Origin of the sequence: Microbacterium sp. MEJ108Y (assembly GCF_000834175.1) — a bacterium.
Taxonomy (GTDB): domain Bacteria; phylum Actinomycetota; class Actinomycetes; order Actinomycetales; family Microbacteriaceae; genus Microbacterium; species Microbacterium forte.
Genome location: NZ_JXQX01000020.1, coordinates 1 through 21,955, shown reverse-complemented (window position 1 = coordinate 21,955; position 21,955 = coordinate 1). Strand labels below are relative to the sequence as shown.

Genomic DNA, 21,955 nt, shown 5'->3' with positions numbered 1-21,955 from the left:
AGCGCAACCGGCGCGAGTGGACGCTGCTGATCGAGCACCAGCACGTCATCGAGTCGCGGCTCAACGACATCTACCTGCGACTGATCATCGATCACGCACGCGGATTCGCCTACAAGCAGCAGCTGCGCTCCGATGAGGTCGAGATGCCGGTCCTGCTGAAGGATTCGCCGTACTCGCGGGCCGAGACGCTGGTGCTGGTGCACCTGCGAACCGTCTACCAGCGCGAGTCGGCGTCCGGCGAGGGATCCGTGCGGATCGACATCGAGGACGTCGAGCAGACCGTCCTCAGCTACTTCGCCGACACCGACGGCGGAACCGCGAAGCAGCAGAGGGCGATCCGCAGCGCACTGGACCGGCTGGACCGAGAGGGCATCGTGCAGGAGGAGACCAGCGGGCGGTATCGGATCACCGCGCTCGTCGAGGTGGTGCTCAGCGCCGAGACGCTCAAGGAGCTGCGGGAGTGGCTGCGAGCCCAGGCGGTGGTGGCGCGATGACGATGATGGACACGCTCTTCGGGATGATCCCCGCGAGCTCCCGCGGCCAGCAGTGGGTGGCCGAGGAGCTGCAGCTCATCAACTGGGGCGGATACGACGGGGGGCCGCACCGGGTGCGGTTCTCGCCGGATGCGACCCTGCTGTGCGGTGGGTCAGGGTCTGGAAAATCCACGCTCATGGACGGCTACATCGCCCTGATGATGCCGCACACGACGCCGTTCAACGGCGCCTCGAACGGCGGTGTCACGGGGCGTCCGCGGGGCGATGAGCAGCGCAACATCCTGTCGTACGGGCGCGGCAAGATCGACGAGTCCCGAACGGACGAGGGCACGAAGCTCCGGGTGCTGCGCGGTGACGGCGAGGACACCTGGAGCGCCGTCTCGATGACCTGGTTGGATCACGACGGCTCGCGCTTCACGGCGGTCCGCGCGTGGTACATCCCTGCGGACGCGCGAACGCTCGAGGACACCACGAGAGTGCGAGCCACGGTCGACGGCGCATTCGACCTCGCGCAGCTGGAGCGCGCCGCGACTCACCGCCTCACCGACACGTCGGTGCGAGCCGTCGGACTCGACCCCGTCGCGACCGACCGCGAGTTCTCGGCCCGGCTGCACGCCGTGCTCGGCATCGGCGCAGCCGGCTCCGGGGCGAAGGCGATCAGTCTTCTCGCCCGCATCCAGGCGGGGCAGCAGATCACCACGGTGGACGATCTGTACAAGAAGCTCGTGCTCGAGGAACCCGAGACGATGGCGACCGCGGACGCGGTGGTCGCTCACTTCGACGAGCTGGAGAGCACACGCACCCGGATGCTGGTCGCCAAGCAGCAGGTGGCGGCTCTCGAGCCGATCCGCGGGATATCCCAGCGCATCGAGGAGGCATCGGAGCGGATGCGGGTCGTGGACGAGGTCGGGGTCTTCTCCGAGTCGAACTCGCTCGCGGCTCTCTGGAGCGCAGAGCGTCGTCTCGACCTGCTGCGCGAAGTGGAGGTGGATCTCCGCGACCGAACCCACGCGCTCCAGCTGGCCGTGCGCGAGAAGAACGCCCTCATCGCCGCCGCGGACAGCGAGCGGGAGGGTCTTCTGGACGTCCTGCGGCAGTCCGGAGGCGATCGCCTCGAGACCGCCCAGCGCGAACTGCGCGGCGTCGAGCGCCGTCTCGAAGATGTCCGGCGTGAGCGGTCCCGTTTCGACGCCGTCGCCGGCGAGCTCGGCATCGAGGTGCACGACGCGGCCGCGTTCGAGAGCCTGCTGACCCGTATCGGACGGGAGCTCCCGCAGGCAGGGATCCGAGGTGCCCGCGCCGCATTCGCCGACGCCGAGTCCGCTCGCAGAGCCGTGGAGACCGAACTCGCGCAGGTGCGCGCCGAGCGAGACCGCTCCCGAGACCTGCGGGGGAGCATCCCGGCACATCTGCATGAATCGAGAGTCCTGCTCGCTCAGGCCGCCGGGCTCGCCCCGACGGATCTGCCGTTCGTCGGCGAGCTGATCGAGGTGCGCACCGAGTTCGAGCCGTGGCGGGAAGCATTCAACCTGGCGCTCGGCGGGTTCGCACGGACACTGCTCATCGACGTCTCGAACCTCGGACGATTCCGCGCGGCCATCGACTCGGTGCGCACCACGGAGCGGATCAGCTACGAGGGAATGCACACCGGTCTCGCCGAGTCGCGGCCGGCCGACCCGAGAACGCTTCCGGGTCGACTCGAGCATCGGTCGACGCCTTTCACCGGGTGGCTCCAGCAGCGACTCCGCGAGCGGTTCGACTACGTCTGCGTCGATTCCTCGGCCGAGCTCGCCGAGCATCCTCGCGCGTTGACGATCACGGGACAGGTGTCGCAGGGCGACCGGGGGTCCCACGGCGGGCATGGCCGCGCGAACCTGCTCGGATTCTCGAACGCACGCCGTCTGCGTGAACTCGACGAGCAGGTCAGCGAGCTCGAGATCCGACGGGATGCCGCGTCCTCGGCGGCTGCCGAAGCGGAGGCGGACCTGGACCGGATCGAGGCCACCGCGAAGGCGCACGCGAAGATCGAGGATCTCACCTGGGAGCAGATCGACGTCGAGGCCGTCGAGGCGGAGCGTGCGCGCTGGCTCGCGGTCGAGGCGGAGGTCACCGTCGAGAACCCGAAGATTGCCGAGCTGCGTTCGCAGGCCGAGGAACTCAGGAAGCGGGCGTGTCGTCTGCGTGACGAGAGCGCCCGTCTCGGGGGCGACCTGACGCTCGCCCAGGACCGTTGGGTCGAAGTGACGGACCAGGTCGACGCCTCTCAGCGGATCGTCGATGCGGCGGAGGCCGCGGAGATCGCGCTCGACGAGCGGCACCGTTCCTTCCTCGACGCGCGCTTCCTCGGTGCGGAGGCTTCCGTCAGCGTCACGGCGTCAGAGCGACTCGCCCATCTCGACTCCGCGTTGCGCACCGCCGCGACCAGGCTGCTCGAGGACCGCACGTCGGCGGCCACGGCGCACGCCGAGCAGCGCGAGCAGATGCGACGCCTGATGACCGGGTTCCTCGAGCGCTGGGACACCCTCACGATCCTGCCCGACCCCGACGAGTCGGTCGCGGAGTTCGAGGGGATCCTCGATGCGCTGGAGACCAACGGCCTGCACGAGCTGGAGTCCGAGTGGCGGGACAGCCTTCTCAAGCTCTCCGGAAACGATCTGACGAGTCTGGACTCGACGCTCGGGCGCGCGCTGCGTGAGATCAAGAATCGCATCGACCCGATCAACCGGATCATGGAGGAGCTGCCGTTCTACGACGACGAGCACCGCCTCCAGATCACGCCGCGCGAGAATCAATCGGAAGCGCGCAGACGATTCCGCAAGGAGCTGCGCGAGGTGCGCGGCCTCATCGACACGGCGGGGACGGACGCCGATCGCGAGAGCGTCTACCGGAGGATGAGTCGTCTCATCGCTCGGATGCGGCGGACGGCACCGGACTTCGCCGAGCTCATCGACGTGCGCAACCACGTGCGGGTGAGTGCGGAGCGGATCCATGCCACGACCCGGGAGCACGTCGCGCTCTACGACCACATCGGTGAGAAATCAGGTGGAGAGTCGCAGGAGCTCGTCGCGTTCATCGTGGGCGCCGCGCTGCGATACCAACTCGGCGACGCGGGAGCCGAGCGTCCCCGCTACGCGCCGGTGTTCATGGACGAGGCCCTGATCAAGGCGGATGCGCACTTCACGAAACGTGCGATCGGCGCGTGGCGGGGTCTCGGCTTCCAGCTCGTGATCGGAGCGCCGAACGACAAGTACAGCGCGATCGAACCGCACGTCGACGTGGAGTACGACATCCTGAAGGACACCCGCGGTCGCTCCTGGGCTCGTCCGAAGGTGGGCCTGCCGGCCGGGGGCGAGTGATCGCGGGCGAGTGATCGAGGCGAGTCGGATCAGCCCGACACGAGTGTTCGGATCGCGCCGACTGTGCGATCGATGTCGTCTCGGGTCGTCGCCCAGGACGACATCGAGCATCGCAGCGCCGCGCGACCACGCCACGCGGCGCCTGTCAGGGCAGCTGTGCCCTCGGCGAGCACGGCCTCGCCGAGGGCTCGCGTCGCGTCGTCGGAGTCGAGTCGGAACATCACCTGGGTGTAGTCGACGTCGTTGAGGATGCGGATGCCGTCGATCGAGGCGAGTCCGGATGCCATCGCGATGGCGTTCTCATGCAGTGCGTCGATGAGACGCGCGATTCCCTGGCGCCCGAGGCTGCGCATCGCCGCCCAGGCGGGCACGCCTCTGGCCCGCCTGGAGAGCTCCGGAGTGACATCCCAGGGATCGAGGCTCGTGAAGACGAGATAGTCACCGCCGGTGCGGAACGCGGCGATCGAGTCTGCAGGATCGCGGACGATCGCCATTCCGCAGTCGTACGGAGCATTGAGGGTCTTGTGCGCATCCGTCGCCCAGGAATCAGCCAGACCCATCCCCTCGGTCAGGCGGCGAAGCGAGGGCGACGCCGCGGCCCACAGCCCGAACGCGCCGTCGACATGCACCCACGCACCGTGCTCGTGCGCGATCGGGATGAGCGCGGCGAAGTCGTCGAACGCGCCGGTGTGCACCTCGCCCGCCTGAAGGCAGACGATGAGCGGCCCCGTGGCCTGATCGAGGGCGTGCTCCAGGGCCTCCGGTCTCATGCGGCCCTGGTCATCCGATTCGATCACGACCAGCTCGTCGGTTCCTATCCCGAGGAATCGAGCCGCCCGATCGATCGAGCCATGGCGATCGGCGCCGACGACGAATCTCACGGCGGGTGCGAGCCGAAGCCCCCTCTCCGAGAGATTCCAGCCGCTTCGTGCGAGAACGGCGTTGCGCGCTGTCGCCAAGCACGTGAAGTTCGCCATCTGGCCGCCCGTGACGAAACCGACGCTCGCGCTCTCAGGCAGTCCGAACAGGTCGAGCATCCACTGTCCGGCGATGCGCTCCATCGCGACCGTCGTCGGGGTGAGGGTCGCCGACCCCGAGTTCTGGTCCCAGGTCGACACCAGCCAGTCTGCGGCGAGAGCGGCGGGGTGGGTGCCTCCGATCACGAACCCGAAGAAGCGGCCTCCCGGAATCGCGACGAGGCCCGGATCACCCCGTCGTGCCATCTCCTCGATCACGCTCGCGGCATCCGTGCCCTCCTCGGGCAACGGACCCCCGAACGCCGACATCATCTCGTCGAGGCTCGCCCGCGGCCACACGGGTCTCTCGTCGAGCGACCCGAGAAAGTCGATTGCTGCGCGGTGTGCGGCTTCGAGGCCGCGGGTTCTGTCATCGACGGCTCTTTCGTCCATGAGTCAGGACTACACCTGCGCTGCCCGTGATGCCAGAGGGTGCTGACCGCCCTCCCTGCGAAACGGGTGGGACGTCCGCCACAGCTCACGGGCGTGGTTCGATAGAATGGACGACGCCCTGGGCAGTGCCCACGGCGGATACGACGAGCGGAGAATAATGTCCGGGCATTCCAAGTGGGCCACCACGAAGCACAAGAAGGCCATCATCGACTCCAGGCGCGCGAAGTCCTGGGCCAAGCTCATCAAGAACATCGAGGTCGCCGCCAAGCTGGGCGGAGCTGACCTGCAGGGCAACCCGACCCTTTTCGACGCCGTGCAGAAGGCGAAGAAGACCTCGGTCCCGAAGGACAACATCGACCGCGCGGTGAAGCGCGGAGCGGGCATCGGTGGCGAGGCTGTCGAATACACCTCGATCATGTACGAGGGCTACGGCCCCAACGGCGTCGCCATGATGATCGAGTGTCTGACCGACAACAAGAACCGCGCGGCGGCCGAGGTGCGCACCGCGCTCAGCCGCAACGGCGGAACGCTCGCGGACCCCGGCAGCGTCGCCTACAACTTCAGCCGCAAGGGCGTCATCGTGGTCGGATCCGAGGGGACCACCGAAGATGACGTGATGATGGCCGCTCTCGAGGCCGGCGCCGAAGAGATCGAGCCGCACGCCGAAGGCTTCGAGATCATCACCGAGGCCACCGATCTCGTCACCGTGCGCAGCGCCCTTCAGGAGGCGGGAATCGACTACGAGTCCGCCGACGTCGAGTTCGTTCCGAACCTCAAGGTGGAGATCGACGCAGACACGGCCCGCAAGATCTTCCGCCTCATCGATGCGCTCGAAGACAGCGAGGACGTGCAGAACGTCTTCACGAACTTCGACCTCACGCCCGAGGTGCAGGCCGAGCTCGAGAACGACGACGCGTAGGCGCGGCGTCGCCCCGGGATCCGGGGCGACGCATAGCCTGGGGGAGTGACCTCCTCCTCGCTTCGCGTGCTCGGCATCGACCCCGGTCTCACCCGGTGCGGTGTCGGTGTGGTCGACGTTGATCGGGTTCGTCGGGGCACGCTCGTGCACGTCGGGGTCATCCGCTCCGAGCCCGATCTGCCGATCGGTGAGAGGCTCGCGCTGGTCGCGGCCGGCATCCGCGAGGTGATCGAGACCCATCGGCCCGACGCCGTCGCCGTCGAGCGGGTCTTCGCACAGCAGAACACCCACACAGTGATGGGCACGGCGCAGGCGAGCGGCGTGGCGCTGCTGCTCGCGGCCGAGGCCGGTCTTCCCGCAGCGACGCACACTCCGAGCGAGGTGAAGGCGGCGGTGACCGGCTATGGTTCGGCCGACAAGCGCCAGGTGCAGGCGATGATCGCGCGCATCCTCCGCCTGGATGCTCCTCCGCAACCGCCGGATGCCGCCGACGCGCTGGCGATCGCCCTCTGCCACGCATGGCGACGCGGCGCTGCCGGCGCACCAGGGCAGGAGTCGCTGACACCGGCGCAGAAGGCGTGGGCTGATGCGGAGCGTGTCGCTCGAACATATCTACGATCCGGTGCGTAGGCTGGTCGGATGATCTCCTCGCTGCACGGCGCTGTTCTCCACTCGACCGCCGATCAGGTCATCATCGACGTCGGTGGCGTCGGATTCTCGGTCGCCGTTCCCGCCGATGTCGCGCACACCGCGACGGTCGGCGAGAAGCTGCTGCTGCACACGAGCCTGATCGTCCGCGAGGACTCCCTGTCTCTGTTCGGATTCGCCGATCGCAGCGAGCTGGAGATCTTCGGACTGCTCATCAGCGTCACGGGCGTCGGACCGAAGTCGGCGCTCGGGGTGCTCTCGCACCTCACCGTCGACCAGATCGCCGAGGCCGTGACCGGCGAGGACGACGCGCCGTTCCGGCGTGTCTCCGGTATCGGACCGAAGACGGCCAAACTCATCGTCCTCCAGCTCGCAGGCAAGGTGCATCCCGTCGGCGCCGGGTCGAAGCCGGTGAAGACCGGCCCAGTCGACGTCGTCGATCAGGTCACCGCCGCGCTGGTCGGCCTCGGGTGGTCCGAGAAGGTCGCCGCCGAGGCCGCCGCGCAGACGGCCGCCGAGGCATCCGAGGCAGAGCGAGCGTCTGTCGCGCCGCTCCTGCGCCGCACTCTGGCTCTCCTGGGGCCGGCGCGTGTCTGACGTCCGCGACGCCGCCGAGCCGGCGGACGACACCGAGCTCGCCATCGAGGGTGCTCTGCGCCCCACGAGCCTGGGCGAGTTCGTCGGTCAGCAGAAGGTCCGTGGGCAGCTCCAGCTCCTGCTCGATGCGGCGCGGATCCAGAACCGTCCGCCGGATCACATCCTGCTCGCGGGTCCTCCTGGACTCGGCAAGACCACGCTGGCGATGATCGTCGCGCATGAGAGCGAGCGCCCGCTGCGACTCTCGAGCGGACCCGCGATCCAGCATGCCGGCGACCTCGCCGCCCTGCTCTCGAGTCTCGTGCCCGGCGAAGTGCTGTTCATCGACGAGATCCATCGAATGGCTCGCTCTGCGGAGGAGATGCTGTACCTCGCGATGGAGGACTTCCGCATCGACATCATGGTCGGCAAAGGCGCGGGAGCGACCAGCATCCCGCTCGACCTCGCCCCGTTCACGCTCGTCGGCGCCACCACTCGCTCGGGCCTGCTCCCGAACCCGCTGCGCGACCGCTTCGGATTCACCGGCCACCTCGAGTTCTACGACGAACCGGAACTCGAGCGCGTCATCGATCGCTCCGCTCTCATGCTGCGCGTCGATCTGCCGCGGGATTCGCTCTCTGAGATCGCCCGCCGGTCGCGGGGTACACCGCGAATCGCGAACCGCCTGCTCCGACGGGTGCGCGACTATGCGCTCGTCCACGGCGGCGGGGAGGCCTCGTTGCACGGGGTCCGGGCCGCGCTCGAGCTCTACGACGTCGACCCGATCGGCCTCGACCGTCTCGACCGCGCCGTGCTCGAGGCTCTCGTGCGTCGCTTCCGCGGCGGGCCGGTCGGCCTCAGCACGCTCGCGGTGGCTGTCGGCGAGGAGGCGGAGACCGTCGAGAGCGTGGTCGAGCCGTACCTCGTGCGCATCGGATTCCTCGGCCGGACACCGCGTGGTCGAGTGGCCATGCCGGAGGCCTACGCCCACCTGGGGATCGCGCACCCCGATGGGGCGCTTCGACTTGATGACCTATAATCACTGAAGACTTCCCCCGATAGAACTGCGCGCCCGTCTGTGGTGCGCGCACCTGAGAAAGGCCCTTCGCCACCATGCCCATGGAAATCCTCCTCTTCGGCCTTCTCGCCGTGCTCGTCGTGTTCATGTTCGTCAACGGACGCAAGCGCCAGAAGCAGATGAAGGCGGAGCAGGAGGAGAAGGCCACCAAGACGGTTCCCGGTGTCAAGGTGCTCCTGCAGGGTGGTCTCTACGGCACGATCGTGGCGTACGACCACGATGACCTCGACTCGCCCGCGCTCGTCGAGATCGCGCCCGGCACGGTCATCGAGGTGCACAGCCAGGCGATCCTCCGCATCGTCGAGCCCAAGGACGCCGTCGTCGAGGATGCTGACGACTCGGTCGTCGTGGTCGATGAGGCGCCCATCGTCGATGACGCTCCTGCGATCGAGACCACCGAAGAGACCCGTCGTCGTCTCGAGCGCGACGCCGACGACAAGTAGTCTTCGCGCTGCACGACTTCGGCACTCCGGCATCTTAGAAAGCTGATCACACGTGGCCACTTCTTCCCCGGTCCGTCATGCCTGGCGGGTCCTCATGGGCCTGCTCCTGGTGACGGGCGTCCTCTTCGGCATCAACGCCCTCGGCGTCCACGTGTTCGAGAAGAGCTCCTGGTCTCCTGAGCTCGCGCTCGACCTCCAGGGCGGCACGCAGATCGTGCTGAGCGCGGAGACCGAAGACAGAGCTGCGCCCTCGCCGGAGCAGCTCGATCAGGCGGCGGCGATCATCCGACAGCGCGTCGACGCGTCTGGCGTGGCCGAGGCAGACATCACCACGGAGGGCGGCCGCAACATCGTGGTTCAGATCCCGGGTGTCGCCGACGAGCAGACGCGTGCCCGGATCCAGTCCAGCGCGCAGCTCGAGTTCCGCCCGGTGCTCGCCACGACCGCAGGCACCAACCAGTACGTGGGTGAAGACGGCAATGAGACGGCCTATCCGACTCCGGACGACTCGCTGAACGCGACGCCGACGGCCGAGCCGACGGATGCGAGCGACCTCGCATGGGTGACAGACCGGCTGGCCGCAGAGTTCCAGGCCTACGACTGCGCCAACCCCGACAACGACCCCTCGAACGCGCCCAAGGATCAGCCGCTCATCGCGTGCGATCCCTCCGGGCAGGCGAAGTACCTGCTGGGACCGACCGAGCTCACGGGCGATGCGATCACGGACGCCTCGGCAGGCCGTGACCCGAGGACGGGCGCATGGCTCGTCCAGCTCACCATGAACGGAGACGGCGCCGAGGCATTCGGCGAGGTCAGCACCCGCCTCAACCAGAACCGCCTGGCTGAGCTCTCGCCGCGTGACCAGTTCGCCTTCGTCCTCGACGGGTCCGTCATCAGCGCACCGCGCATGAACGGGCAGATCCTCGACGGCCGCCCCAGCATCTCGGGCGACTTCACCCAGGAATCCGCGACCGCCCTGGCTGACCAGCTCAAGTTCGGCGCGCTGCCGCTCAGCTTCGAGGTGCAGAGCTCCGACACGATCTCGGCGACCCTGGGCACACAGCAGCTCCAGATCGGCCTCATCGCCGGACTCATCGGTCTCGCTCTCGTGGCGATCTACTCGCTGATCGTGTATCGCGCGCTCGGAACCGTGATCATCGCCTCGATCGCCGTGATGGCGGTGCTGACCTACGTCATCATCTGCATCCTCGCGTGGCGACTCGGGTTCCGCCTGTCGCTCGCCGGCGTCGCGGGTCTCATCGTCTCGATCGGCTTCACGGCCGACTCCTTCATCGTCTACTTCGAGAGGATCCGAGACGAGCTGCGCGACGGCAAGTCCATCACTTCGGCGGTCGAAGACGGCTGGGGCAGAGCCAAGCGGACCATCTACATCTCGAAGTCGATCAACATCCTCGCGGCCGTCGTGCTGTACATCCTCGCTGACTCCACGGTGAAGGGCTTCGCCTTCACACTGGGTCTGACGACCCTCATCGACGTGTTCATCTTCGTGATCTTCACCCACCCGGTGATGCAGCTGCTCGCTCGCACGAAGTTCTTCGGCGGCGGACACAAGCTCTCGGGCCTCGACCCCGAATCGCTGGGCGCGGTGTACCGCAGCCGGTCGCAGTTCCGTCAGGTGCCGACGGCCACGGCGGGGCGCGGGGCGAAGAACGCCAGGGCCAAGGGTGAAGCCGAGCGCCGTCAGACCATCGCGGAGCGCAAGCGCGCCGAAGCACTAGCCGGTGACAGATCCAGCCGCACCGGAAGCGAGGGGGACGCCTGATGGCTTCCATGAATGAGTTCGGCAACAACCTGTACTCGGGAAAGACCTCTTTCCCGTTCGTCGCCAAGCGCCGCCTGTGGTTCATCATCGCGATCGCCCTGGTCGTCGGTTCGGCGCTGGTGCCCCTCCTGCGCCCGATCCAGTTCTCGATCGAGTTCACCGGCGGGTCGCAGTTCACAGTCCAGGCGCCCGACAGCACCGACCAGCGGACCGCGACCGACGCAGTGCAGTCCGTCGTGCCGGGTGCAGCGACCAAGGTCGTCGTCATCAACGGCAGTGACATCCGCGTGCAGACCGATCAGATGGGCGCGGATGAGACCCAGCAGGTCTCCAACGCTCTGGCCGATGCCTTCGGAGTGGAACCCGACAGCGTGACGTCGTCGTTCATCGGCCCAGCATGGGGCGAGAACGTCACCAGGCAGTCGTTGTGGGGACTTGCGATCTTCCTCGCACTGACCTTCCTGATCCTCGCCATCTACTTCCGCACCTGGAAGATGTCCGCGGCTGCGATCGTCGGCCTTCTGGATGTGCTCGTGATCACCGTCGGCGTCTACGCCCTCGCCGGTTTCGAGATCTCGCCCCCGGCGGTGATCGGTTTCCTCACGATCCTCGCCTATTCGCTGTACGACACGACGGTGGTGTTCGACAAGATCAGGGAGAACACGACGGAGGACGGCGAGAACTCGTCTCGGACGTTCGGCGAGTCGGTCAACCTCGCGGTGAACCAGACGCTGGTCCGATCGATCAACACCTCGGTCGTGGCCGCTCTGCCGGTGGGAGCGGTGCTCTTCATCGGCGCCTTCTGGCTCGGTGCCGAGTCGCTCACGGACATCTCGCTCTCGATCTTCGTCGGCATCCTGGTCGCGACCTACTCGACGCTGTTCGTGGCTGCTCCGCTCTACTCGCTGTTCCGCGAGAACGAGCCGCAGATCGCGGCGCGCGACGCGAAGATCCGCGAGGCGCGAAGCCTCGCAGCCGCAGAAGCCTGATCGTCCCCGCTCCTCGGGGCCGCACCCCGCAGGGCACGCGTAAACTGTTGTGATTCGGAGGTGAGCGGATGGCGGAACCGCAGACGGCGTCGCAGGGCTCCAGCCTGAGACGACTGGTTCCCCGCATCTTCTCCCGCGCGCCCAGGATCAACGACCTCGACAATCTGATCCGCACGGTGCGTGCGAATCACCCCAAGGGCGATCTGGCCGTCATCGAACGCGCCTACGCCGTCGCGAAGGAGAAGCACGCAGGGCAGCAGCGGCAGAGCGGTGAGCCGTACATCACGCACCCGCTCGCTGTCGCACAGATCCTCGCCGAGATGGGCCTCGGCCCTCGAGCGATCGCCGCAGCGCTGCTGCACGACACCGTCGAGGACACCGGCTACGCCCTCACCGACCTCACCGCGGAGTTCGGCGACGAGGTCGCGATGCTCGTCGACGGCGTCACCAAGCTCGACAAGGTCAAGTACGGCGAGAGCGCGCAGGCCGAGACCGTCCGCAAGATGATCGTCGCGATGTCGAAGGACATCCGCGTTCTGCTGATCAAGCTCGCCGACCGGCTGCACAACGCCCGCACCTGGGGCTTCGTCCCTCCTGAGAAGGCCGCGAAGAAGGCGAAGGAGACGCTCGAGATCTACGCGCCTCTCGCCAACCGCCTCGGCATCCAGGCGATCAAGTCGGAGCTCGAAGACCTCTCGTTCGCCGTGCTGCATCCGAAGATCTACAACGAGATCCACAACCTCATCGCGCAGCGCACGCCGCAGCGCGAGAAGTATCTCGCTCAGGTCGTCGAGGAGATCGACGAGGATCTGCGCGATCTGCGCATCCGCGGCAAGGTCGTCGGACGCCCGAAGCAGCTGTACTCCGTCTACCAGAAGATGGTGGTGCGAGGCCGCGAGTTCGACGACATCTACGACCTCATCGGCATCCGGGTGCTCGTCGCCTCCGTTCGCGACTGCTACGCCGTGCTCGGGGCGATCCACGCGCGGTGGACCCCTCTTCCCGGGCGCTTCAAGGACTACATCGCGACCCCGAAGTTCAACCTGTACCAGTCGCTGCACACCACGGTGATCGGTCCGTCCGGACGCACGGTCGAGATCCAGATCCGCACGCATGAGATGCACCAGCAGGCGGAGTACGGTGTCGCCGCACACTGGATGTACAAGGAGCGGATGAACGGCGGGAAGGCCGAGGTCCGCGCGTCGGACAGCGACATGGCCTGGCTCGCCCACATCTCCGACTGGCAGGCCGAGACGGCCGACCCGGGGGAGTTCCTCGACTCCCTGCGGTTCGAGATCGGCGCCAAAGAGGTCTACGTCTTCACTCCCAAGGGTCGCGTGGTCGGTCTCCCGGCCGGTGCGACACCCGTCGACTTCGCCTATGCCGTGCACACCGAGATCGGTCACCGCACGATGGGCTCGAAGGTCAACGGTCGTCTCGTGCCGCTGGAGTCGGAGCTCAAGAGCGGCGATGTGGTCGAGGTCTTCACCTCGAAGAACCCCGACGCCGGTCCGAGTCAGGATTGGCTCGGCTTCGTCAAGAGCACTCGCGCGCGTAACAAGATCCGCGGATGGTTCACGAAGGAACGTCGTGAAGAGGCCATCGAGCAGGGCAAGGAGGCCATCGCTCGCGCGATGCGCCGCCAGAACATGCCGCTGCAGCGGTTGATGAGCCAGGACTCGTTCGCCGAGGTAGCCCACCAGCTCCGCTACGAGGACGTCTCGGCCCTGTATGCCGCTGTGGGCGAGGGGCATGTCTCGACGCAGTCGGTGCTCGAGAAGGTCACCGCGCTGGTCGCGGCGACCGACCCCGCCACAGGTCCGATCGACCTCCCCGGCAGCATGCCCTCGCGCGAGCCCCGCTCCGGCGATTCCGGAGTGCTCGTGCGTGGTGCATCCGACATCCTGGTCAAGGTCGCGAAGTGCTGCACCCCGGTGCCCGGCGACGCGATCGTCGGGTTCGTCACCCGTGGCAGTGGCGTGTCGGTGCACCGCACGGATTGCCCGAACGTCAAGGCGCTCGAGAGCGACGAGGACCGATTCGTCGAGGTGTCCTGGGCGCCGACGACCAAGAGCGTGTTCCGCGTGCAGATCCAGGTCGAGGCTCTCGACCGTTCGGGTCTTCTCTCGGATGTGACCCGTGTGCTCAGTGAGCACCACGTCAACATCCTGTCGGCGACGGTCAGCACCACGGACGAGCGCCTCGCGATCAGCCGCTTCGTGTTCGAGATGGGCGATGCCGTGCACCTCGACCGCGTGCTGAACGCCGTGCGTCGCATCGATGCGGTGTACGACGTCTACCGCGTCACCTCGTCCTGACGAGGAGCCTTTCGAGTGCACCGCGACCGGCCCGCTTTCCCGGCACGCGGATCATGGTGTCGATCTCGCTGAGTGCGACCGAGACGAGGGCCGGCTCGGTGTCGGCCAGCAGCAGCATCCATCGCCGCAGCGACTCGTCGCGGTGCAGGCCGAGGGCGAGATCGACCATCGTGCGCTGGGGCGTCATGACGGGCACCCCGCCGATCAGCTCGATGTGCGTGCGAGACAGCGCGGTGTCGTGCAGGATCACCCGAGGGGGCAGCGCTGCGCGGATGCGGTGGCCGACCGCACGTCGGACATGGTGGCGAGCGGGCGGAGCATCACCGGCCCCGTGAATCCATGCGGCCGATGGACCGGAGGCAGCTGTGTCGGCGGGGACGAGGGCCGCGATCGCAGCCGCCCTCGCGCTCGGGCTCTCGATGAGATCGGCGGGAATGTAGCCCTCGCCGAGATCGACCAGGTGCCCGTCGATCCTCGCCGCGCTGAGCTCGGGGATCGTGAGCCGTTCACCGGGCAGATACAGGAACGCGGGGTGCATCACGCCAGTCTGGCGCGGTGCACCCCGCGTTCCGTGTCGATCGGAGGATCTGTGGAGAAGGTCAGCCGCCGAGCGCGTTCAGCCAGGCGCGGCGCGCTTCGAGAGCATCCGCTGCGGCCTTGGCGGCCTTCTTGTCTCCCGACTTCTCTGCGGCGGCGAGCTCGGCCTCGAGCTTCTCGATCGCCTCGAGGAGCTGCGAGCTCATGTCGTTGGCGCGCGCCTTGGTCTCGGGGTTGTTCTTCTTCCAGTCGACTTCTTCACGAGCCTTGAGAGCCTGCTCGATCACGCGGAGGCGATCGTCGAGCGCCCGCTCCTTGTCTCGGGGGAAGATGCGACCGATCTCGTCCCACTGGCGCTGGATGCCGGTGAGCAGCGCGCGGGCGCGCTTGATGTTGGGCTCATCGGCCACGGCCTTCGCCTCTTCGAGCAGAGCCTGGCGAGCCTCGATCTTCGGAGCGGAGTCTGCCTCTTCCGCAGCCGACTGCTCGGCCCGTGCCGAGTACAGCGCGTCTCCCGCCGCCTTGAACCGTGCCCACAGCGCGTCGTCTGCCTTGCGTCCGGCGCGGCCGGCGGCCTTCCATTCGTCGAGCAGGGTGCGGTACGCAGGGATGCCGTCGACGCCGCGCGGTGCGAGTGCCTCTGCGCGCTCGACCAGACGAGTCTTCGCGTCGCGGGCGGTCTTGTGCGTGTCGTCGAGCTCGGAGTAGAACGCGCGGCGTGCCTTGTCGACCGTGCCGCGTGCATCGCGGAACCGCTTCCAGAGCTGCTGCGAGACGCCCTTCGACAGGCGCGGACCGTTCTGCTGCTGTGCCTGCCAGGCGTCGAAGAGCTCGCCGAGCTCAGCGGTGACCTGCTTCCACTGCACCTTCGACAGGTCGCGGGCGGCGATCTCCTCGGCACGCTCGACGAGGGCCGTGCGATCGGCGATGGCCTTGTCGACCAGTTCCTTCGCCTGCTGGGCCTCCTGAGCCGTCGCCTCGGAGAGCGAGGAGGTCAGGGCGTTCAGTCGCTCGCGGAGTCCGGCGAGGTCGCCGACGGCGGCCGCATCCGTCGCCTCGGCGAGAAGATGGCCCGCCTGCTTGACGAGGTCGGCGGCGGAGGCGCCCCCGGCCTGGTGGCGCTGCTCGAGCGTGTGCACCTTGAAAGCGATGTCCTCGTACTTGCGCACGAAGTAGGCGAGCGCCTCGTCGGGGGTGCCGTCAGGGTACTGTCCGACGACGCGCCAGTCCTCGCCCTCGCGGACCTCGACGGTGCCGTCGTCTGTGACGCGGCCCCACTTCGCGGCGTCGGAGGACGACGCGGCGCTGGCGGCGGCAGCTGCCGGCGCGACGGCAGCCGGCGTCGGCACCTTTCGCGGCAGGGGCGCAGCCGGGGGAGCGGGAACGGGGGGAGTCGGCTTCGACGGCTCTGTGGCAGACACGGTGATTCTCCTTGCGCGGTAGGGCCCGCGGGAGGCGGAAAGGACGAGCTTCAGCCTAGTACGAGAGCGAGGTTGCAATGTGGTGGTCGGATCTCACAACGGCCGTTACCGATCTGTGAGCGAATCGTTCGACGCACGAAACACCGGGCGTCACATGCGGGAAACACCAGGCTCCTATCGTCGCCTTCACGACGTCCCCCGGCGATTGGAGCAGTATGAACGAGGTCTTCCTCACCCCCAAGGAGATCGTCGTCGTGGGTGCCGGTATGGTCGCCCACCGGTTCGTCGAGAGCCTGATCAGCCGGGCTGACACGCCGATGCATGTGACGGTCATCGGCGACGAGGCACGCCGGCCCTACGACCGGGTCGGTCTCACCGGATTCTTCTCGGGGGCGACGCCGGAGGATCTCGAGCTCGATCCCTCGGTCTTCGACGACTTCCGCGTGCGGTTCATGGCCGATGACAGGGTGCTGCGGATCGACCGTTCGGCTCGCACCGTCACGACCAGATCGCGAAAGAGCATCCCGTACGACACGCTCGTGCTCGCCACAGGCTCCTACGCCGCCAAGGTCGCCGTCGACGGGGCCGACCTGCCAGGATGCTTCGTCTACCGCACCCTCGAAGATGTGCACTCGCTCAAGGAGTTCGTCTCGGTGCGGAGCCGGATGCTCGGCCGTCCGCTGCGCGGCGCCGTCATCGGCGGAGGTCTCCTCGGTCTCGAGGCTGCCGGCGCACTGCAGGGGATGGACGTGGAGGCGACCGTCGTGCAGTATTCGGATCGCCTGATGTCGGCGCAGCTGGACTCCGCAGGTGGAGGAATGCTCAAGCGACTGCTCGAAGCGCGAGGGATCTCGGTGCGCACTCAGTCGCGCACGACGCGTCTCGATCCTGACGAGTCGGGTGCGGTCACCGCACTCGAGTTCCAGGACGGTTCCGTCGAGAGAGCCGACGTCGTCGTCTTCACAGTGGGCGTCCGCCCACGCGACGAGCTCGCACGCAACGCGGAGATGCTCGTGGATCCACGGGGTGGCATCATCATCGACGACCGGTGCTCGACCTCCGACCCGCACATCCTGGCGATCGGCGAGGTCGCCAGCTTCGAGGGTCGCTGCGTCGGTCTCGTGGCACCCGGCTATGCGATGGCGGAGGTCGCAGCCACCCGACTCCTCGGCGGTGACGCGGCGTTCCCCGGATACGACGACTCCTCGAAGCTCAAGCTCTCGGGCGTCGACGTCGCGAGCTTCGGCGATGCGATGGCGACAACTCCGAACGCTCTCGACGTCGTCTATGCCGATCCGGTCGCCGGGGTCTACAAGAAGCTCGTGCTGTCGGACGACGCGCAGACGCTGCTCGGTGGGATCCTCGTCGGAGACGCGGCAGCCTACGGCGCCCTGCGCCCCCTGGTGGGGGCGAAGCTCGGGGCGGACCCTGCCGCGTACCTGCTGCCGGAAGGCGGCAATGAGGCGCCAGGCGGCGAGCTGCCGGACGAGGCCGTCGTCTGCTCGTGCTCCAACGTGACGGCTGGACGCATACGCCAGGCGGTGCACGAGGAGGGCTGCACCGATGCCGCCGCGGTGAAGGGGTGCACGAAGGCAGGCGCCACCTGTGGGTCCTGCGTCCTGATGGTCAAGAAGGTCGTCGGTCAGGAGCTGACGAAGCTCGGTCAGACCGTGTCTCACGCGCTGTGCGAGCACTTCGATCTCTCGCGCCGCCAGCTGTTCGACGCGGTGCGGGTCGCGCAGCTCACGACGTTCAGTGCGATCGTCGACCGGTTCGGGCGCGGGCGCGGGTGCGACATCTGCAAGCCGGCGATCGCCAGCATCCTGTCCGTCCTCGTCGGTGCCCATGTGCTCGACGGAGAGAACGCCACGCTGCAGGACACCAACGACCATGTGATGGCCAACATGCAGAAGGACGGCACGTACTCGGTCGTGCCGAGGATGGCCGGCGGAGAGGTCACTCCGGAGGGACTGATCGCTATCGGGCAGATCGCCAAGGACTTCGCGCTGTACACGAAGATCACCGGCGGTCAGCGCATCGACATGTTCGGGGCGCGGCTGGAGCAGCTGCCGCTGATCTGGCAGCGTCTGGTCGACGCCGGCTTCGAATCGGGCCAGGCCTACGGCAAGTCGCTGCGCACGGTGAAGTCGTGCGTCGGCTCGACGTGGTGTCGATACGGAGTGCTCGACGCCGTCGGCATGGCGGTCAAGCTCGAGCTCCGCTATCGGGGCCTTCGCGCGCCGCACAAGCTCAAGCTCGGCGTGTCCGGGTGCGCTCGCGAGTGCGCCGAGGCGCGGGGCAAGGACGTCGGCGTGATCGCCACCGAGACCGGATGGAACATGTACGTGGGCGGGAACGGCGGATTCACTCCGCGGCACGCCCAGCTGCTGGCCTCCGATCTCGACGACGAGGGGCTGATCACGGCCATCGATCGGTTCTTCATGTACTACATCCGCACGGCCGATCGTCTGCAGCGGACGGCTCCGTGGTGCGAGGATCTCGAAGGGGGGCTCGACGGCCTCCGGAGCGTGATCTTCGATGACAGCCTCGGTATCTGCGCCGATCTCGACGAGGCGATGGCGCAGCACGTCGATCGCTACGAGGACGAGTGGGCGGCGACCCTCGCCGACCCCCTCAAGCTCGAGAGGTTCCGGTCATTCGTGAATGCCGCCGACACACCTGATCCTTCGCTCGCCTATGTCTCGGAGCGCGGCCAGATCCGTCCGGCCACCGCGGAAGAGCGCCGCACCGGCGGGGTCCTCATCGCCGGGACCGCGCTGGAGGTGCGTCGATGAGCCTCGCGATCGACGCCGCGACGCACGTGCAGGTCTGCACGATCGGCGACCTCGAGGTCGAGAGGGGTCGCGCGGCTCTCATCGATGGACAGCAGGTGGCGCTGTTCCTCCTTTCCGACGGGACGGTGCTCGGCGTCGACAACCTCGACCCCTTCTCGGGTGCGCACGTCATCTCACGCGGGATCGTGGGCAGCCGGGGGGACACTCCCACCGTCGCCTCTCCACTGCACAAGCAGGTCTTCGATCTGCGCACAGGCGAGTGCCTCGAGACCCACGGCAAGCCGCCTGCGGCGCTGCGGGTGTGGCCGGTCGCGATCGACGACGGCACCGTGTACGTCGGGCCGCCGGAGAGCACGGGCCCATGAGACGCGCACGAGTGGGCAGGGTCGACCTGATCGGCGGCGGGCCGGGTCCGGCTGATCTCATGACGGTGCGCGCGTATCGACTGCTCATGGCGGCGGATGTCGTGATCGCCGATCGCCTCGGTCCGTTCGAGGAGCTCAGGCACGAGCTGCCACCGCATGTCGAGATCATCGACGTCGGCAAACGCCCGGGACATCATCCGGTGCCGCAGCACGAGATCGACGCTCTCCTGGTGGACCGCGCTCTCGCAGGGCATCGGGTGGTTCGCCTCAAGGGTGGGGACCCGTTCGTTCTCGGGCGCGGGGGCGAGGAGGTGCTCGCGTGTGAGGCCGCCGGCGTGCCGGTCAGTGTCACACCGGGTGTCAGCAGTGCGATCTCCGTGCCTCAGTCCGCGGGCATCCCCGTGACCCACCGCGGCGTCGCGTCGGCCGTGCACATCCTCAACGGCCACGGCGACCTCACCGCGAGCGCGATCGCGTCCATGTCCGATCCGTCCGTCACCACCGTGATCCTGATGGGGGTGGCGTCGCTGCCTCGCCTGGCCGCTTCAGCCGTCTCGCACGGCGTGCCGGGGGACATCCCCGTGGCGATCGTCGAGAACGGGCACACCGAGAGGCAGCGGACGATCCGCAGCACCCTCGCGCAGGCGGCCACGGATGCGGCCTCGGCCCAGGTGGTGAATCCGGCCGTGATCGTGATCGGCGAAGTCGCCCGGGCAGGGCTGCTGCTGCCGACACCGGCGATGATCGCGGAGAGCATGACATGACCACTGCGCGCGCACTCGACTCCGCGCTGGCCGGGTGCACGATCATCGTCGCCGCCGACCGTCGCTCGGTCGATCTGGCGACCGCTCTCGAGCGGCGGGGCGCGGTCGTCCATCGAGCACCCGCGCTGAGCATCGTCACCAACTCCGACGACGCCGAACTGCTCGCTCGCACCGAGCGAGTGATCGCTTCTCCACCGGACATCGTGATCGTCACCACCGGGGTCGGGTTCCGCGGATGGATGGATGCCGCGCACGAGAACGGCCTCGACGGGCAGCTCGACCGAGCCCTGCAGGGTGCGCACTTCGTCGCTCGGGGCCCGAAGGCGCACGGTGCGATCCAGCAGGCGGGCTTCACGGCCGACTGGGTCGCCGAGTCCGAGACATCGGCCGAGGTCGGCGAGTACCTCCTCGCCTCCGGAGTGGCGGGGAAGCGGATCCTCGTGCAGCATCACGGCGCCGGCGCGGACGGACTCGACGAGTTGCTGACGGGTGCCGGCGCAGAGGTGCTGAGCATCACCGTCTACCGCTGGGGCCCTCCTCCGGACCCGGACGTGGTGCGACGCTCGGCGCTTCAAGCGGCCGGCGGGGAGGCAGACGCCGTGCTGTTCACGTCGGCCCCGGGAGCGGCATCGTGGATCGCGTTCGCCGAGGAATCCGGCGCGCTGGAGAGCGTCAGGAGGCGCGCCGAGTCGGGGCGCCTCCTGCTCGCCTGCGTGGGGCCGATCACCGCCGCGCCTCTGCACACCGCGAACCTTCGCACCACGATCGCCGACCGGGGGCGTCTCGGATCGCTCGCCCGAACCGTCATCGCGCACTTCGGAGGGGGGAAGGCGCCGTCTCTGCCGACCGATGCCGGACTCGTCGAGGTGCGCAGCGGCGGAGTCCTCGTGGACGGTGCGTTCATCCCGCTCTCCCGGTCGGCGGCAGCGCTGATCGAGGCACTGGCCTCGGCAGGGGGCCGCGTGCTCTCGCGAGCCGAACTCGGCGGGGTGCTTCCGGGGGCGGAGCGCAACGGACACGCGGTCGAGGTCGCCGTCGCACGGCTGCGGGAGGCGCTCGGCGGTAACGAGCTCGTGCACACCGTGGTGAAGCGGGGCTATCGTCTCGCGGTCACCGAGTACTGAGCGGCGTCGCAGCAGCGACCGGAACACCGGGCGCTCCGGATCGCACGACGCGCGGGAGGGTGGCCGGGTAGCCGCTCAGCGGGTCACTCGGCAGGGGCGTCCGTGGGCGCGGGCTCAGGGGTCGCCTGGTCCGACGGCAGCGGAGCGTCGGTCGGTTCGACGGTCGGCGTAGGGGAGGGCGCTGGTGGGTTCACCTGAGCATGCACGACCTGACTCACGATGGCGCCGGCGATGATCAGCACGCCGACGACGACGGCGATCGCGTTGTCGCGGGTACGGCGGCGGATCTGCCCCTCGTGCCACGTCTTGCGGGCTGTGTGCAGGCGCGCGCGCTCCGCTTCGGTGCGCGACTGCTGCGTGCTCTTCCCGCGTCCGGCCATTGCGTGCTCCCTTACTCGACGTGAATGTGCAACGTCGCCTGAGAGCCTACCGTCGAGATCGCGCCGCCCTGTTCTGCCCGAAGTGTCGGTGCCCCGCGTTAGCCTGGACGGATGACCTCCGCAGCCGCACTGCTCTCCGGGCAGACGCCCCTCGCCGTGCGCATGCGCCCCGTGTCGCTCGATGAGGTGGCGGGCCAGAAGCACCTGCTGCGCGCCGGTTCTCCCATCGTCGCCCTGGCCGATCCCGCTGCCTCCTCCCCGGGTGCCGTCTCGATCATCCTGTGGGGGCCGCCCGGCACCGGCAAGACCACCCTCGCTCAGGCGATCGCGCGCTCATCCGGGCGCAGGTTCGTCGAGCTCTCGGCGATCACCGCCGGCGTCAAAGACGTGCGCGAGGTCATGCAGGAGGCGATCACCCAGCGGGACCTCTACGGCCAGACCACGATCCTGTTCCTCGACGAGATCCATCGATTCACCAAGGCGCAGCAGGACGCGCTGCTGCCCGGCGTCGAGAACGGGTGGGTCCTGCTGATCGCCGCGACCACCGAGGGGACCC

19 protein-coding genes are annotated in these 21,955 nt (G+C 68.1%); 15 read left to right on the top strand and 4 right to left on the bottom strand.

Features of this window, described 5'->3' with window-relative positions; all coding sequences use genetic code 11:
* Both RU09_RS11130 and RU09_RS11125 read left to right on the top strand, forming a co-directional pair.
* The coding region (locus tag RU09_RS11130; protein WP_042540596.1) for a DUF4194 domain-containing protein at window positions 1-494 on the top strand (494 nt) is incomplete at its 5' end.
* On the top strand, window positions 491-3,850 hold the full coding sequence (locus RU09_RS11125; protein WP_042540594.1) for an ATP-binding protein: 3,360 nt from the start codon (window positions 491-493) through the stop codon (window positions 3,848-3,850). The genes RU09_RS11130 and RU09_RS11125, both read left to right, overlap by 4 nt.
* Before the next feature lie 29 nt (window positions 3,851-3,879).
* Here RU09_RS11125 and RU09_RS11120 read toward each other — a convergent pair whose 3' ends face one another.
* Window positions 3,880-5,259 carry a pyridoxal phosphate-dependent decarboxylase family protein gene (locus RU09_RS11120; RefSeq protein ID WP_042540592.1) on the bottom strand — a complete coding sequence of 460 codons (1,380 nt, stop codon included), beginning with the start codon at window positions 5,257-5,259 and terminating at the stop codon, window positions 3,880-3,882.
* Between the two features lie 157 nt (window positions 5,260-5,416).
* On the opposite strand from RU09_RS11120, the gene RU09_RS11115 reads away from it, so the two are divergent.
* From RU09_RS11115 to RU09_RS11080, 8 genes are all read left to right on the top strand, one after another.
* Entirely contained in the window at window positions 5,417-6,178 is a 762-nt protein-coding gene (locus RU09_RS11115) for a YebC/PmpR family DNA-binding transcriptional regulator (protein ID WP_042540590.1), read from the top strand.
* A 45-nt stretch (window positions 6,179-6,223) separates the two neighbouring features.
* A complete protein-coding gene (gene ruvC, locus RU09_RS11110) occupies window positions 6,224-6,808 on the top strand; it encodes a crossover junction endodeoxyribonuclease RuvC (protein WP_042540588.1) in 585 nt (194 codons plus the stop codon).
* A gap of 9 nt (window positions 6,809-6,817) precedes the next feature.
* Window positions 6,818-7,423: a Holliday junction branch migration protein RuvA gene (gene ruvA / locus RU09_RS11105; RefSeq protein WP_042540586.1), complete on the top strand. Its 606-nt coding sequence runs from the start codon at window positions 6,818-6,820 to the stop codon at window positions 7,421-7,423.
* Window positions 7,416-8,441: a Holliday junction branch migration DNA helicase RuvB gene (gene ruvB, locus RU09_RS11100; RefSeq protein ID WP_042540584.1), complete on the top strand. Its 1,026-nt coding sequence runs from the start codon at window positions 7,416-7,418 to the stop codon at window positions 8,439-8,441. Before ruvA ends, ruvB begins: the two co-directional genes overlap by 8 nt.
* 80 nt (window positions 8,442-8,521) lie before the next feature.
* Entirely contained in the window at window positions 8,522-8,923 is a 402-nt protein-coding gene (locus RU09_RS11095; RefSeq protein ID WP_042540582.1) for a preprotein translocase subunit YajC, read from the top strand.
* A gap of 52 nt (window positions 8,924-8,975) precedes the next feature.
* Window positions 8,976-10,706 carry a protein translocase subunit SecD gene (secD, locus tag RU09_RS11090; protein WP_042540580.1) on the top strand — a complete coding sequence of 577 codons (1,731 nt, stop codon included), beginning with the start codon at window positions 8,976-8,978 and terminating at the stop codon, window positions 10,704-10,706.
* Complete coding sequence (gene secF, locus RU09_RS11085) at window positions 10,706-11,695, top strand: protein translocase subunit SecF (protein WP_042540578.1); 990 nt, start codon at window positions 10,706-10,708, stop codon at window positions 11,693-11,695. Before secD ends, secF begins: the two co-directional genes overlap by 1 nt.
* Before the next feature lie 68 nt (window positions 11,696-11,763).
* A complete protein-coding gene (locus tag RU09_RS11080) occupies window positions 11,764-14,013 on the top strand; it encodes a RelA/SpoT family protein (RefSeq protein ID WP_042540575.1) in 2,250 nt (749 codons plus the stop codon).
* On the opposite strand, the gene RU09_RS11075 is transcribed toward RU09_RS11080, so the two are convergent.
* Together RU09_RS11075 and RU09_RS11070 are read right to left on the bottom strand one after the other, a co-directional pair.
* Complete coding sequence (locus RU09_RS11075) at window positions 14,000-14,551, bottom strand: type IV toxin-antitoxin system AbiEi family antitoxin (protein WP_052492944.1); 552 nt, start codon at window positions 14,549-14,551, stop codon at window positions 14,000-14,002. The genes RU09_RS11080 and RU09_RS11075 overlap by 14 nt on opposite strands.
* A 61-nt stretch (window positions 14,552-14,612) precedes the next feature.
* Window positions 14,613-15,971 carry a DUF349 domain-containing protein gene (locus RU09_RS11070; RefSeq protein ID WP_079112825.1) on the bottom strand — a complete coding sequence of 453 codons (1,359 nt, stop codon included), beginning with the start codon at window positions 15,969-15,971 and terminating at the stop codon, window positions 14,613-14,615.
* Between the two features lie 215 nt (window positions 15,972-16,186).
* Between RU09_RS11070 and nirB the strand changes: the two genes are divergently transcribed.
* Genes nirB through RU09_RS11050 form a run of 4 tightly spaced genes read left to right on the top strand, consistent with a single transcriptional unit; the run spans window position 16,187 to window position 21,019 of the window.
* The gene (nirB, locus tag RU09_RS11065) at window positions 16,187-18,766 is read left to right on the top strand and encodes a nitrite reductase large subunit NirB (protein ID WP_197066010.1); all 2,580 of its coding nucleotides are present in this window, start codon (window positions 16,187-16,189) and stop codon (window positions 18,764-18,766) included.
* The gene (nirD, locus tag RU09_RS11060; protein WP_042540570.1) at window positions 18,763-19,131 is read left to right on the top strand and encodes a nitrite reductase small subunit NirD; all 369 of its coding nucleotides are present in this window, start codon (window positions 18,763-18,765) and stop codon (window positions 19,129-19,131) included. Before nirB ends, nirD begins: the two co-directional genes overlap by 4 nt.
* A complete protein-coding gene (cobA, locus tag RU09_RS11055; protein WP_042540568.1) occupies window positions 19,128-19,895 on the top strand; it encodes a uroporphyrinogen-III C-methyltransferase in 768 nt (255 codons plus the stop codon). The genes nirD and cobA overlap by 4 nt, the downstream gene beginning before the upstream one ends.
* Window positions 19,892-21,019, top strand: a complete 1,128-nt coding sequence (locus RU09_RS11050) for a uroporphyrinogen-III synthase (RefSeq protein ID WP_042540566.1) — start codon at window positions 19,892-19,894, stop codon at window positions 21,017-21,019. The genes cobA and RU09_RS11050 overlap by 4 nt, the downstream gene beginning before the upstream one ends.
* An 83-nt stretch (window positions 21,020-21,102) precedes the next feature.
* On the opposite strand, the gene RU09_RS11045 is transcribed toward RU09_RS11050, so the two are convergent.
* On the bottom strand, window positions 21,103-21,399 hold the full coding sequence (locus tag RU09_RS11045; protein ID WP_042540565.1) for a hypothetical protein: 297 nt from the start codon (window positions 21,397-21,399) through the stop codon (window positions 21,103-21,105).
* Between the two features lie 111 nt (window positions 21,400-21,510).
* On the opposite strand from RU09_RS11045, the gene RU09_RS11040 reads away from it, so the two are divergent.
* On the top strand, window positions 21,511-21,955 hold a 445-nt coding region (locus RU09_RS11040; RefSeq protein WP_042540564.1), incomplete at its 3' end, for an AAA family ATPase.